Origin of the sequence: Anaeromicropila populeti (assembly GCF_900112775.1) — a bacterium.
GTDB classification, from domain to species: domain Bacteria; phylum Bacillota; class Clostridia; order Lachnospirales; family Lachnospiraceae; genus Anaeromicropila_A; species Anaeromicropila_A populeti.
In genome coordinates, this window is sequence record NZ_FOYZ01000022.1 from 20,275 (window position 1) to 33,851 (window position 13,577).

The 13,577-nt window shown below is 31.4% G+C and carries 13 protein-coding genes; all 13 read left to right on the top strand.

All coding sequences use genetic code 11. The annotated features are described in order from the left end of the window. Positions 1-24 precede the first annotated feature (24 nt). The 13 genes from BM305_RS17880 to BM305_RS17940 all read left to right on the top strand — a co-directional run bounded on the left by BM305_RS17880 (position 25) and on the right by BM305_RS17940 (position 13,490). Positions 25-513: an L-2-amino-thiazoline-4-carboxylic acid hydrolase gene (locus BM305_RS17880; RefSeq protein ID WP_092564151.1), complete on the top strand. Its 489-nt coding sequence runs from the start codon at positions 25-27 to the stop codon at positions 511-513. Further along, a complete protein-coding gene (locus BM305_RS17885) occupies positions 494-1,306 on the top strand; it encodes an MBL fold metallo-hydrolase (protein WP_092564154.1) in 813 nt (270 codons plus the stop codon). The genes BM305_RS17880 and BM305_RS17885 overlap by 20 nt, the downstream gene beginning before the upstream one ends. A gap of 27 nt (positions 1,307-1,333) precedes the next feature. Then, the gene (locus BM305_RS17890) at positions 1,334-2,923 is read left to right on the top strand and encodes an AMP-binding protein (RefSeq protein ID WP_092564157.1); all 1,590 of its coding nucleotides are present in this window, start codon (positions 1,334-1,336) and stop codon (positions 2,921-2,923) included. A gap of 35 nt (positions 2,924-2,958) precedes the next feature. Further along, positions 2,959-4,083 carry a pyridoxal phosphate-dependent aminotransferase gene (locus BM305_RS17895; protein ID WP_092564160.1) on the top strand — a complete coding sequence of 375 codons (1,125 nt, stop codon included), beginning with the start codon at positions 2,959-2,961 and terminating at the stop codon, positions 4,081-4,083. A gap of 92 nt (positions 4,084-4,175) precedes the next feature. Continuing rightward, positions 4,176-5,024 carry a diaminopimelate epimerase gene (gene dapF / locus BM305_RS17900; protein ID WP_092564163.1) on the top strand — a complete coding sequence of 283 codons (849 nt, stop codon included), beginning with the start codon at positions 4,176-4,178 and terminating at the stop codon, positions 5,022-5,024. Between the two features lie 87 nt (positions 5,025-5,111). Then, on the top strand, positions 5,112-6,131 hold the full coding sequence (locus BM305_RS17905) for an ABC transporter ATP-binding protein (protein ID WP_092564166.1): 1,020 nt from the start codon (positions 5,112-5,114) through the stop codon (positions 6,129-6,131). After that, on the top strand, positions 6,128-6,931 hold the full coding sequence (locus BM305_RS17910; protein WP_092564169.1) for an ABC transporter permease: 804 nt from the start codon (positions 6,128-6,130) through the stop codon (positions 6,929-6,931). The genes BM305_RS17905 and BM305_RS17910 overlap by 4 nt, the downstream gene beginning before the upstream one ends. An 8-nt stretch (positions 6,932-6,939) precedes the next feature. Beyond that, complete coding sequence (locus BM305_RS17915) at positions 6,940-7,737, top strand: ABC transporter permease (RefSeq protein ID WP_092564172.1); 798 nt, start codon at positions 6,940-6,942, stop codon at positions 7,735-7,737. Positions 7,738-7,763: 26 nt separating this feature from the next. After that, positions 7,764-8,846, top strand: coding sequence for a hypothetical protein (locus BM305_RS17920; protein WP_207649514.1), 1,083 nt, complete (start codon positions 7,764-7,766; stop codon positions 8,844-8,846). Positions 8,847-9,135: 289 nt separating this feature from the next. After that, the gene (locus tag BM305_RS17925) at positions 9,136-10,623 is read left to right on the top strand and encodes an endonuclease NucS domain-containing protein (protein WP_092564178.1); all 1,488 of its coding nucleotides are present in this window, start codon (positions 9,136-9,138) and stop codon (positions 10,621-10,623) included. A gap of 574 nt (positions 10,624-11,197) precedes the next feature. Beyond that, positions 11,198-11,974 carry an HNH endonuclease gene (locus BM305_RS17930; RefSeq protein ID WP_092564186.1) on the top strand — a complete coding sequence of 259 codons (777 nt, stop codon included), beginning with the start codon at positions 11,198-11,200 and terminating at the stop codon, positions 11,972-11,974. A gap of 14 nt (positions 11,975-11,988) precedes the next feature. Next, positions 11,989-12,453, top strand: a complete 465-nt coding sequence (locus BM305_RS17935) for a very short patch repair endonuclease (protein ID WP_092564180.1) — start codon at positions 11,989-11,991, stop codon at positions 12,451-12,453. Positions 12,454-12,527: 74 nt separating this feature from the next. Continuing rightward, positions 12,528-13,490 (top strand): restriction endonuclease PLD domain-containing protein, encoded by a 963-nt coding sequence (locus BM305_RS17940; RefSeq protein ID WP_092564183.1) that lies wholly within the window; start codon positions 12,528-12,530, stop codon positions 13,488-13,490. Positions 13,491-13,577: the final 87 nt, after the last annotated feature.

Sequence of the window (13,577 nt, forward strand, 5' to 3'; positions counted from 1 at the left end):
CTTGTTTGAAAGGAAGGGAATAACATGACGGAAGTAGAAAAGTTAGAAAAAAAGTACATTGAAGAACGTGTAAGAATAATGAAAAAGCTTATGGAGGTATATGGTGAAGAGGTTCTGGAAATAGCAGCTGCTGAAAAAAGCAAAATTGAAGCAGAGCGTGTTAAGGAAAAATACAAAGAGTATATACCTGTTAATATGAAAGACTATTATAAATATGCATTTAATGAATTTGAAAACTTAGCAGATTTATTAGGACAAGAAATACTGAAACAGACAGAAGATGAGCTAATTGTAAAAGTCAGTTCGTGTCAATACTGCTCCAATTATTCTTCTATTCCAGGTGGAAGAATGATAGGAAAGAAGATGATTTGTAATATGGATGCTGTTATTACAGAAGCACTTAATGAAGCTTTTATTGTAGAACGTCCAAGCAGAATGATGGATGGTGATGAGTACTGTATATTTAAGATATTAAGAAAGAATTCTGTATGTCATGAGAATAACGAAGAGTAAGAATGGATTTACAGTATTTTCAAGTGATATATACTATAGTGTTAATATTATAGTTGTGTATGATTCAGGTGAAGCTGTAATTTTTGATACAGGTGTTTCGGAGAATGAATTTCAATTCGTTTTGGAATATATAGAAGAAAAAGAAATGTTTCTAAAATATATTGTGTACTCGCATTTTCACTTTGATCATAATAGCTGCAATATATTTATGGATAATGTACCAGTTATCTCTCATGAAGACTATCTTTTAAATTTTGAACAAGCAATGTATAATGTAGAGGATGTAATTTATTCATATAAAAAGCAATATATATCAATGCTTCCAACGATTACTTTTACTAAAAAATACAATATAATTGTTGGAAGTAAATGTATTGAGCTAATTCATTCTCCTGGACATACGTCTGATTCCATAGTAGCAGTAAATTATGAGGATGAGTACATAATAGCAGGAGATACAGTAAACTTAATTCCGTACATTAAGTGGGGAAATATAAATCAGCTGAAGTTGTCACTTAGATTTCTGCTTTCACTTGATATTGATGAAATTATTATGGGACATTTTGGATTAGGACATAGGGTGGATATACTAAAAAACTTAGTATATCTTGAGAGAATAGAAGGATTTGGAAATAATATCTTCTACAGAGAAAAGAATAAAATCTGTATTAATACAGAAATGTTACAGCCCGAGTTGTTCATGGAATTATGTGATATACCAGAAGATGAATATATTTTTATTAGAGATTTGCACTATAAAAATATGTTTAAATTAATTAACAAAACGTATTAGTACAGGAGATGACAGGAGTGAGGAGTAATGATGTATTATACGAATTCAATAGAAATGACTTTGCAGGAAAAAGCAATCTTATTTCCAGACAAATTGGCATTAAAAGATAATATACTTTCCTATACTTATAAAGAGTTTTACATGAAAGTTACTATTTTTGAAAACTACCTACGTGTAAACGGTATTAGGAAAAATGACAGAGTTACCATATATTGCAATGAAAAGACAGTGTTATCTATTGTAGCAATGATTTCTATAATGAATGCAGGTGCCATTTATGTTCCATTAAATAATAAACTTAAGGATGAATCTATTTTAGATATTATTAATGATTGTGATCCAAAAATAATTATCACAGACACAAAAAATGACTTCTTTGAGAATTGTAAGGTGAGTAGAGATGTTGTTTACATGTCACTTGATGGATTGGAGTACATTACAGAAACCAAAAATGTATTTCATGATTTTAATGAGCTGGTTGGAAAAAATAATACAAATGCTTCATGTGAAATAGAAGCTTCAGATGTAATGTATATTATATATACTTCGGGTTCTACTGGAAAACCAAAAGGTGTTATGATTACATACGAAAACCTTTTTTCTGTTATTAAATGGAGAGAAGAAGCACTAGGTTTTAATGATAAGACAAGATTATTAAGTTTATCTCCATTGTATTTTGATCCTATTTTTCAGGAAGTTTTCTGTTCATTATACGCTGGTGCTACCATATATCTATTAGATACTAACCACAAATCTGTATTGGATATAATAAAATGTATTGATAAAAATGAAATTACTAAGTTAATATGTGTACCTTCAATTGCAAAAATTATGATAACTTTAAAAGAAAAATTAAAAAAATACAATGTTTCTAGTGTTGATACGTTTGTCACAGGGGGAAGCGCAATATTTCCTGATGATATAATGTGTCTTGCGCAATATTTTGTAAATGCTAATTTTTTTAATGGTTATGGTCTGACTGAGACTGCTGTATCTGCTTTTATATATAAAATTCCTGATCCTAATTGTATTCAGACGGTAATGATACCTATTGGAAAAGAAATGCCAGGAAGTACAGCTTACATTTTAGCTGGTGAGAAAGAAGTAAAGGATGAGGAGATAGGTGAGCTTGTAATTTGCGGACCAAATATCATGAAAGGATATTGGAATAATCAGGATGAAACCGAACGTGTTTTGAAATCTAATTTTATTGGCAAATCAGATATAGATAGTCTATTGTATACTGGAGACATGGTGAAAAAAGATGCGTATGGTAACTTTATATTTGTATGCCGTAAAGATGACCAAATAAAGATTTCAGGTTATCGCGTTGAATTAGGTGATGTGGATGCCTATATTAACAAACTTCAGATTTTCGAAGATGCTTGTAATATAGTTAACAATGATGAAGGAAAAAAAATCTGTTGTTATTTTGTTTACAAAGAAAACAATTTGCTGAGTAAAAAAGAAATTATCCAGAAATGTGAAAAACTAATGCCTGGGTATATGATTCCAGGAATTTGGATTCCGCTGGAACAAATGCCAAAGCTTCCAAATGGAAAAATTGACAGAAAGTTTTTAGGAAATCTGAAAATTGACTATGCTAAGGTACTATAAGTATATTGCAGAAACTTGCAGTTAGGAGGTGCGACATGTTCTCAAAACGGTTAGAATTTGTGGAAGAGTCAGGAATACGGAAAATGTTTAACCAAGTAGGTGAATTAAAGGATGTAATTGACTTGACATTGGGGCAGCCGGACTTTAAGATTAACGATGAGATAAAGGCTGAGGCTTGTAGGGCGATATTAAATGAAAAGAATAGATATACTGCTACAAATGGAATTCTTGGTTTAAGAGAAATGCTATACGAAAAAAAGAAGCAGGAAGGATGGACAATTGATTTAGAAAATTTATTTGTTACTTCGGGTACTTCAGGCGCTATTTTTCTTTCTTTTAATACATTATTAGAACAGGGTGACGAGGTTATTATCACAGAGCCTTACTATAACGAGTATAAGAATCTTACATATTTATGTGATGCAAAGCCGGTTTTTGTTAATATATATCCCGAGTTTACGTTAACCGCTGATAAGATTAAAGATAAAATAACATCAAAAACAAAACTTATCGTTCTAAATAGCCCAGCTAATCCGACAGGAAAAATTATCAACAAAGAAGAAATTATTAAGATTGTTGAATTGTCAAAAAAACATAATATTTATGTGATTGTGGATTTGATATATAAAGATTTTCTTTATATAGACAAAGAAATTTTTCCAACAGAGATTACAGAAGATTACTCTAATTTAATTATAATAGAAGGCTTTTCTAAAACGTTTTCAATGACAGGATGGCGTTTGGGTTACGTTGTTACAAATAAAAATGTGATTCAGCAATTTACTAAAATCCAGCAGTATACATTTTTGTGTGCACCCTCTCCATTTCAGTATGCAGGAATAAAAGCATTAGAGATTGGGGTTAATCCTAATATGTCACAAGAATATATGGAAAAGAAAAATATTGTAATGGAATTATTATCGCCATATTTTCAAATTACTGATCCAGAAGGAGCATTTTACTGCTTTCCTAAAATGCCTATTGGAAGTGCTTCAGAGTTTGCAAAATTCTGTGCTACTGATGGCGGAATTATGATAGTTCCAGGCACTGCTTTTTCACAATATGATACAAATTTCCGGCTATCTTTTGCAACGGACAATATAAACTTAATCAATGGCTGTAAACGATTAATACGAAAAATAACAGCGTTTCAAAAATGAAAAATTCAACTAGCTTGATTAGGAAGTATTGATTTACAGTAAACAATGTGAGAAAATATAGGTATTATTATTTGATGTAGAGGAGGAGCATTATGGAGTTATTTAGATATCATGGTCTTGGAAATGATTATTTAGTTTTAGATCAAAACTATTTTGATTTGGAATTGAACCCAGAGCGTATAAAATTAATATGTGATAGAAATTTTGGGGTTGGTTCCGATGGCATTTTATATAAATCTAGCAAAGAGAAAAATGATTATTGTGTGAAAATCTTTAATCCTGATGGTGGAGAAGCTGAGAAAAGTGGTAATGGTGTCCGCATTTTTGCTAAATATCTAATGGATGCAGGTTATGCAACCAATGAGGAAATACTTATTCCGACGCTGGGAGGAGATGTTGTTGTAACATACTTAAACCCAAAAGGGACTTTAATGAAAGTGTATATGGGTGAAGCTACATGCTCAAGCGATAAAATACCTGTAATTGGCGAAAAAAGAGAAGTAGTCCACGAGAAGATGGAATTTCAAGGTAAAGAATATTTTACTACCTGTGTATCAGTTGGAAACCCTCATTGTGTAATTTTTTGTGATGAAATCAGTAAAGCATTTGCATGTGAAGTTGGACCATATGTTGAGAACTCACCGCTCTTCCCACATAGAATAAATACACAATTTGTTAAATTGATTGATAAAAATAATATACAAATTGAAATATATGAAAGAGGTGCCGGATATACCATGGCTTCTGGCAGCAGTAGCTGTGCAGCAGCATATGCTGCCTATAGAAATGGAATGGTAGATAACGATATAACAGTAAGCATGCCAGGCGGCAAACTTCAAATACAGATTGAAGAAAATAATATTTTCATGACAGGACCCGTATGCAGTGTTGGAAAAGTGATTTTTGATAATGAATTTGTAGAGCAGCTTAAAGAGTTATAAAATAACTGAAGTAATATGTAGTTTGCCGTATTTTATATTTATACGGTAAACTACATATAAAACATAATTATCAAATGAGGAAGTAATATGAAGCCAATAATATCATTAAATAATGTTAATAAGGAATTTAAATTAGTGAAAAGACATGAAGGTTTAAAGGGAAGCATTCATGATCTATTCACTCGTGAATATAACATCATACAAGCTGTTAATAATATATCAATCCAGGTTATGCCAGGAGAGATTGTAGGATACCTTGGACCAAATGGCGCTGGAAAGAGTACAACGATAAAAATGATGACAGGTGTGTTAGAACCTACATCAGGTGAAGTATTAGTTGATAACATAATTCCATATAAAAACAGGACATTGCATGCACAGAAAATAGGTGTTGTATTTGGACAGAGAACACAACTCTGGTGGTCGCTTCCGCTTATAGAATCATTTAAGATTCTGAAAGATATTTATCAGATCAGTAATGCAACTTATCAGGACATGATGAAGTTTTATGAGTCAATTGTGGATATTGAGCCTTTATATCATAAGCCGGTTCGACAGATGTCTTTAGGTCAGAGAACCTTAAGTGATATTCTTGCAGCATTTCTGCATAATCCTAAAGTTGTTTTCTTAGATGAACCTACAATAGGGCTTGATGTATCGATGAAAAGTAAAATTCATGATTTAATTAATGCAGTGAATCGTGAAAAAGAAACAACTGTTATTCTTACAACACATGACATCAGTGATGTGGACGCATTGTGCAAAAGAATCGTGATAATTGATAAAGGAAAGATGATCTATGATGAAGGAATTGACAGCTTAAAGAAACATTTTGGCGCATACCGGACTATTAAAGTTAAGTTTGAAGGTGATAATAATTTACGTTTAGAACTGAACAGACAGGTAGTGAAGAAGCTTCAAGAATTTATTAGTGACAAGGTAACCATCGAAGAAGATTGGATTTCTATTTTGACAAATGAAAAAGATAAATCAGCAATGGATATATTAAATTACCTTCAGACAATACACAGCATTAACGATATGCAGATTCTAGATATTTCAACAGAGTCTGTAATTAAGAAAATATATGAGGAGGACATAGATTGAATCTCAGAAAATATTTAGTGTTAACAAGAGCTGGAATTGTCGAAAAGTTATACTACAAAGCAAGTCTGTACATAAATTTACTGGGAAATGTGATTTTCCTTATCATAGCATATTATTTGTGGAAAGCCATTTATTTATCTTCAGGAACAACTGTAATAAAAGGGTTATCCTTTGAAGATACGATGATATATGTCGTACTTGCAGTAGCAATGTATAATTTTATGGAAGTATTTTTAGTATGGGAGATAGGAAGAAATATACAATCTGGTAAAATTATACTGGATATAATCAAACCAATAAAATTTCCATTGTATATGTTTTTTCAGACATCTGGCGAAGTCGTTTCAAATTTTGTTGCAGCTTTTATTCCAACCGTTATTATAGTTTCAGTAATAACCCATGGCAGAATTGAATTTGGTTTACATATTTTGTTTTTCCTTATATCCATGGTTTTGGGAGTACTAATCAATTACAATATTAATTTTTTTATAGGCACTGTCTGCCTGTATACAGAATCAATATGGGGAATTAATATAATGAAAAATGTAATTGTTTCATTGCTATCAGGTGTAACAATTCCATTAACATTTTTTCCAGACTCATTATATAAAATTATTTCGCTATTACCTTTTCAGGCTATTTGTAATATTCCGTTAAATATACTGATAGGGGAGACAGAAGGCATATATGCTATATTAGTAAAAATCGCTTTCCAGTTTCTCTGGTTTTTAATTACGATGTTCTTTAGTTCATGGTTTTGGAACAAATCTATAAAAGTAATTACAGTAAACGGGGGATAAAGGCTATTATGAAGAAGTTTAAGTTTTATATGCGAATATACATAAAAATCTTGGTTCAAGATATAAAAAGTAAAATGAGTTATCGAGAAGACTTTTTCATTTCAGTGATAGGCATAATTTTTACTAACCTAGCTGGATTTATTTCGTTTGGAATAATATTCGAGAATTTTCCGAGCCTGGGAGGTTGGAACTATTATGAAATGCTGTTTTTTTACGGGTTTTCTTTGGTGGCGATAACGCCAATGCAATGTCTGTTTGATAATAACTGGAATTTGCGTGGTTACATTTATACAGGTGATTTTATAAAATACTGTTTTAGGCCACTTAATCTGTTTTTCTATTACATATCCGAGATATTTGATATAAAGGGTCTTGGTCAACTAGTATTTGGAGTTATTATGTTGCAATATTCGTGGATTCATCTTGAACTGGGATTTGATTTTATTACAGTAATAGAATTATTAATCTGTTTACCAACTGCTTCACTATTTATGATTGCAATTATGAATTTGGCTGCAGCCACAAACTTTTTTATACTAAATTCGGGATATGTCATGGTAACGGTTTTCAAGTTTACGGATTATGTTAGGTATCCAAATAATATTTACAATAATGTAATAAAAAATTTCTTTAGGTATATTGTACCTATTGCATTTGTTTCGTATTTTCCAAGCCGTGTATTTTTGACACCTGATGATATACCACCAATCGTTTACGTTTCACCTATATTAGGAATGTTGTTTTTCTATATTAGTTATCGTGCTTGGATGTTTGGTGCAAGCAGATATGCTGGAACAGGCAGTTGATTTATTTACCGTAGAAATGAGAGGAAATGATAAAAATGGAAATAAGTAATAAAGTATTGCCAATTAAATGTCCACCTTCAAGTTTGGTGTATGGACATATTATAAATCCATTATCAATTATAGAAGCTTATCCAAATACAATCCATTGGTTCTTTCGTAACTATATTCAGCTGTGTGCGCCTGCGAAGCCTTGGAAATATGGAAAAGAAGATGTAGAATATCTAAATTTTTACCCTAAGTATTATAGTGATTTTTCATCGTTTTTTTTACATGCGCATAATTTGAATGAGGGGATAATTGATATAACAGAAGAAAACATTATTGATTTATTTATAAATTGGATTAACAACGATTTTTACATACAGACTTTTTTAAATGGTGCAGAAGTACCACAATCACATATGGAGTTGATTAACTTGAATGAGTTAAATGAATTTCTGATTTATGGATATGATTTGGACAGACAGGTTTTCAAAATGAGTTCATTTGATTATGAAAATCATTTTAGCCTTCTTGATTTAAAATTCGAAGATCTAAAGAAAGTGTTTTTTTCTAAAATTAACTATGAATTAATTACGCAGTCTAATTGGATTAGTCTTGGGAAAAAATATGGATTGATGCTCTATAAATTTAATAAATCAGCAGAGTACCCATTAGATTTGTCGAGTATTACAAGTCAGCTAAGTGATTATTTAAACAGTACCAATTCAGCAAAGAGTTTTACTTGGCTGAACAGAGAGAAGATTGATTTTGTATATGGAATGGATGTATATGCATCTGTATGTGACTGGCTTAATCTGCATGTTGATGAATATGTTGATAAGCGTTCAATATATGGATTGTGGGATCATAAAAATATTATGTTAGAGCGTATAAAGTATTTATCAAAGTATGATTTATTTGCGAAAGATAACAAGCATAAAGAAAATTATACAGATATTGTTAACTTGGCAAATAAAGCAAGAATACTAATGCTAAAATATAATGTTGTAAGAAATCGAAAAATTCTATTACTAATTATTAGTGTTTTAGAGGAAATGAGAGATAAGGAATTTAAAGTTTTAAGTGAGATTAAAAAGGAATTACTACAATCCTTTAATCAGCGCTGACAAATAAATTTTTTTGCGTTATATTTTCAATATAGTAGGCACAGCTATCCTTGGTGACTACCTGCAAATGCAAACATCAATAATGAACACTCGAGCCATGTGGAGACGGTGGTGTTGCTGGAGCAGAAAGTCCAGTAAATCAAAGGATTCCGGCATTTATAGGGTGTTATGTAGCTGTGTTTTTATGTTTTTGTGATTGAAATATGTTTCCTGTTACCATGGTGGGGTAAGGAAAATGAACGTTTTGGCAAAACAAAAATTATTGCCACCGAAAAGATGGAGAAATATTATGAAAGAAACAGAAATTAGGGATTATCTTGCTCATAATCTTTATGTAATATCTAATGAGTTGATATTAATTGATACAGAGTATAAGCTTAACAACAAAATAGGAACAGATGGATTTATTGATATTTTAGCACGAGATATATATGATAATTATGTAATAATAGAAGTTAAGCGTTCTAAACAATCCTCTAGAAGTGCAATTCATGAAATTATGAAATATGCTTCATTACTTAAGAGTGAATTACGACTGAAGGATAGTGAAATACGGGTAGTGATAGTTTCAACAGAATGGGCGGAATTGTATACCCCATTCTGTAAGTGCAAAGATAAAATAGATTGGATAATTGAAGGGTACAAATTTAATAATGATAAAACCTGCGTACAAATTACTGAGGAGACGAGTGAGGAATTGGAGCGTCAATTATCCAGAAATCAGCTTGTATTTTTGTATAATTCCGAAAAAGAGTTGAAATTCTATAAGAATAAATTGCTCAGAGTTATTCAAGAGAATGAATTACAGGACTTTTTTTTGCTTGAACTGAAAAATGAGGGAAATAAAAAAGTTGTCTATCCATTTGCATTAACTTTAGTGCTGCAACGTTGTACGGAAATTGATTATATTTCTATATTAATTAGGAGAGAGTGGGATGAAGAGGAACTCTTCGAATATGGCTACGAAGGTGAAGAACTGTTGGTGTTCCTAGAGGAATGTATCTATAAATACATAATTGATTCTAATTTCTTTAATGATGTAGAAATTTGTTATCCTGAAAAATTAGGTAGTATGATTGCACAGCAAGGATGGAAACTAACAGATGTGCATAAATATGGTTACTTTATTCATGAAAATAGAGATAATGAATGGTTTCTTAGGAAATCAATTGGCCTTGAAGAAGGAAATAAGTTCGTATTCAGCGATATTTGTGATACAAAATTTAAGCTTAAATTCTCAGAAATGATTAATAATGTTAATGAATTTCTATATCAAAAAGATGATATGTGGGATGAGTTTAATAAAATGTGGGAATCTATTAAAACGGAAACTCTTTTACGAGCAGCAATACAAATATATAATTCTGGAAATATAATTCAAAATCTAATTATGTTTGAGATTAACGGAGAGATTAGGGAACTTCCATATGCAGATATATTTTTGGAATATCAAGATGGAAGTATGGAAAAAATCGAACTTTTACTGGCATATAGTGAAAATGAGATAAAACCATATTGCTATATTCTGGATACGTTACTAAAGGGAAATGGAATAGTATATATGCAGATGCTTTGGTCTGGAGATATTACATATTACAATACTGAAATTATGAAAAATCTAGGTCTTACTTATGATTGGAAAAAATATAAATACAATGAAAGCGGTTGGAAAATGCAAAGGGATTTAAAAAAATGCAAATTTTCTAAATTCTATAAGAACCATCTTAGTAATATTGAAAAAATGACACAATGGTATTTAACGCACACGATTAATTAGGAATTATATATTTTCTGTCTTTCAAAAGTTATTTAGTACGAAAATAATAGCTATATACAAAATAGACACAGAAGGCTGAGGCTATATTTTAGAAGGGGTAATTATTTTACCTCTATTATTGTTAAAGAATATACTTCTGCCATGTAGTATAAAATATATGTCTATGGGAACGTTGAAACCGTTTGTCTGCTTTCAAAGAAACCTTGATTTTATGCGGATTTGCGGGAGTGTTTGAGAAAAATGGAGTTGTGTTATTGTAAAAATCTGTTTGGTGTGACTGAATCTCAGATGGGGATGGGGTTAATGCCAAAATGTTAAAATAGGGCTTTTGCCAAAATGTATTGAGTTTCGCCGGATAGTGTGATAAATCGGCGAATATTGATATGAATGGTAAAGGTCCTATACTTTTGAGTAAAATGATAAGTAAATGATAATAGAGGGAAATGATACATGGAAAAACTTACTGAATTGTTTTAAGAATCGTGATATAATTATTTTATGAGTATTTGTTTAATTATCAGATTTATTAATGGTATTTATTAAAGAAATAATAGGAACGATGAAGGTGGTTAAGTTGGATAAGACAGGAACTAAATGGTCAAGAGAGGAAACAATCTTAGCTTTCGATTTGTATTGTAGAACGCCTTTTGGAAAAATATCATCAACCAATAATGATATTAAAGAATTGGCTCAATTGATTGGAAGAACATCTGGGGCAGTTGCACTTAAAATGCATAACCTTGCCCACTTCGATCCTGAATTAAGGAAGAGGAATATTACAGCAATGGCTCATGGAAGCAAGCTAGATTTAGAAGTGTGGAATGAGTTTTGTGAAAATTGGGAAGAGTTATCTTTTGCTGCAAGATGTATATTGGCAGAATTAAAGAGCGAATCCATAGATAAGATAATTGAACCAGAGCTTCAAGTACTTCCAGACGGCGATGTGAGAAATCAACTAATCAAAGCAAGGATTGGGCAGTACTTTTTCAGGATGGCAGTTTTAAACTCTTACGAAAACAAATGCTGCATTACAGGAATGCCTTATTCAGAATTGCTTGTTGCAAGCCATATAAAGCCGTGGAAGGATTCTGATCCAAAGGCAGAGAGAACAAATCCAATGAATGGACTCTCCTTGAATGCACTACATGATAAAGCTTTTGATAAAGGATTGATGACAATAACCCCGGATTATACAATACATATTTCTTCTAAATTAAAAAGAGAACCAATAAATAATTCTGTATATGAATGGATTGTGAAGTATGAGAAACAAAGAATATTACTTCCAAATAAATTTATACCAAAGAGAGAATTTTTGGAATACCATAATGATGTAATATTTTTAGGTTAAGTCTGGTGATTTTAATGGATAATTTAACAAGGGAACAACGCCATAAAAATATGAAGAATATCAAAAGCAAAGATACCAAGATAGAATTGGTATTGCGGAAAAAACTCTGGAGCAAGGGATACCGATATAGGAAAAACTATTCAAAGCTGCCAGGCAAGCCGGATATTGCTTTGACTAAATATAAAATTGCGATTTTTTGTGATAGTGAATTTTTTCATGGTAAAGATTGGGAATCCTTAAAATCCCGTCTGGAAAAATCGGAAAACAGTTCATATTGGCTTAAAAAGATTTTAAGGAATCGCGAACGTGATGACGATATAAATAAAATATTAATGTTTTTAGGCTGGACTGTTATAAGGTTCTGGGGAAAAGATGTTCTGAAAAATCTGGATGAATGCATGAAAGTGATTGAAGAAGAAATATTTAAACAAAAAATAGAACAAATTGAATATGAAGATTTTGTTGAAACAAAGGATTGATTGGAGAAAGAAATAAGCTGTAAGTATATTGAAATTCTATGTATTCAATACTAAAGTACGGGAGGAATTATAAAGTGCATTTGTTATATTCAAATATTTTACCATTAAAAGCAGAACCATCTCAGAACATATTTATTGATTATTTTAGAGATGCTATAGCAAAAGCTGATAGTGTAGAGATAGCAGTGGGATATGCTTCAAAAAATTCATTAAAGGAATTAGAAGAATTACAAGAAGAATATAAAATTAAAAATATGGTAGTAGTAATTGGCATGTATTATTTGGAAGGGATGCCGGAAGGCATTTATCATGCGGCAATTGATTTAAATGAGAGGTTAAAACAGAAAGGAATAGGGGAAATACGTCTTTCACATGTATTTAAATATCATGGGAAGCTATATGCATTTTACAAAAACGGAAAACCAATAGCGAGTATTGTTGGATCAAATAATCTTGGGGCAATCAAGCCAGAGGCAGCAAATCTGCGTCAATATGAAGTAGCGATGGCAACGGAGGAAGAAAATGAGATTCATGATATCTCTGAATTAATTCAGAATTTGTATGCACCTAAATGTTCTATAAATATAAAAGAAGCAAAGGACATACCTTTGATAAGAGAAATTAACCGTGCATTAGTTGGACAGGAATTTGTTTCTAAAATCACACAGGATGAAGTTGCGGCGTATCAGAGTAAAATTACAGATATTTCGTTTGAAATACCTTTAAAGGTTCCGGCTGATGAAAATGACACTAAGATGAGAGGGTCTAATATAAATGTATGTTATGCTAGCGGCCGCAAGAGAGTTTGGTGGGAAACAGAAATAGTTGTAGAAAAAGCAATACGAGGACTTCCAGGGTATCCAGAATACCAAAAGCCTTTTATGACAATAACAGATGATGGATGGAAATTTTTGGTTTGGACTTGTGGCGATAACAATAAGAATCTATATTCTAAAGATGATTTGAAAATTATGGGACGCTGGATTAAAGGCAGACTTGTTTCTGCAGGATTAGTAGAACCCGTAAATCATGAATAGGTTATAATAAATTATACAAATCATATTCGGTCATGATATAATGAGAAAAATGGAGGATAACTATCATGGCAGGAAAAGTAAAAAATT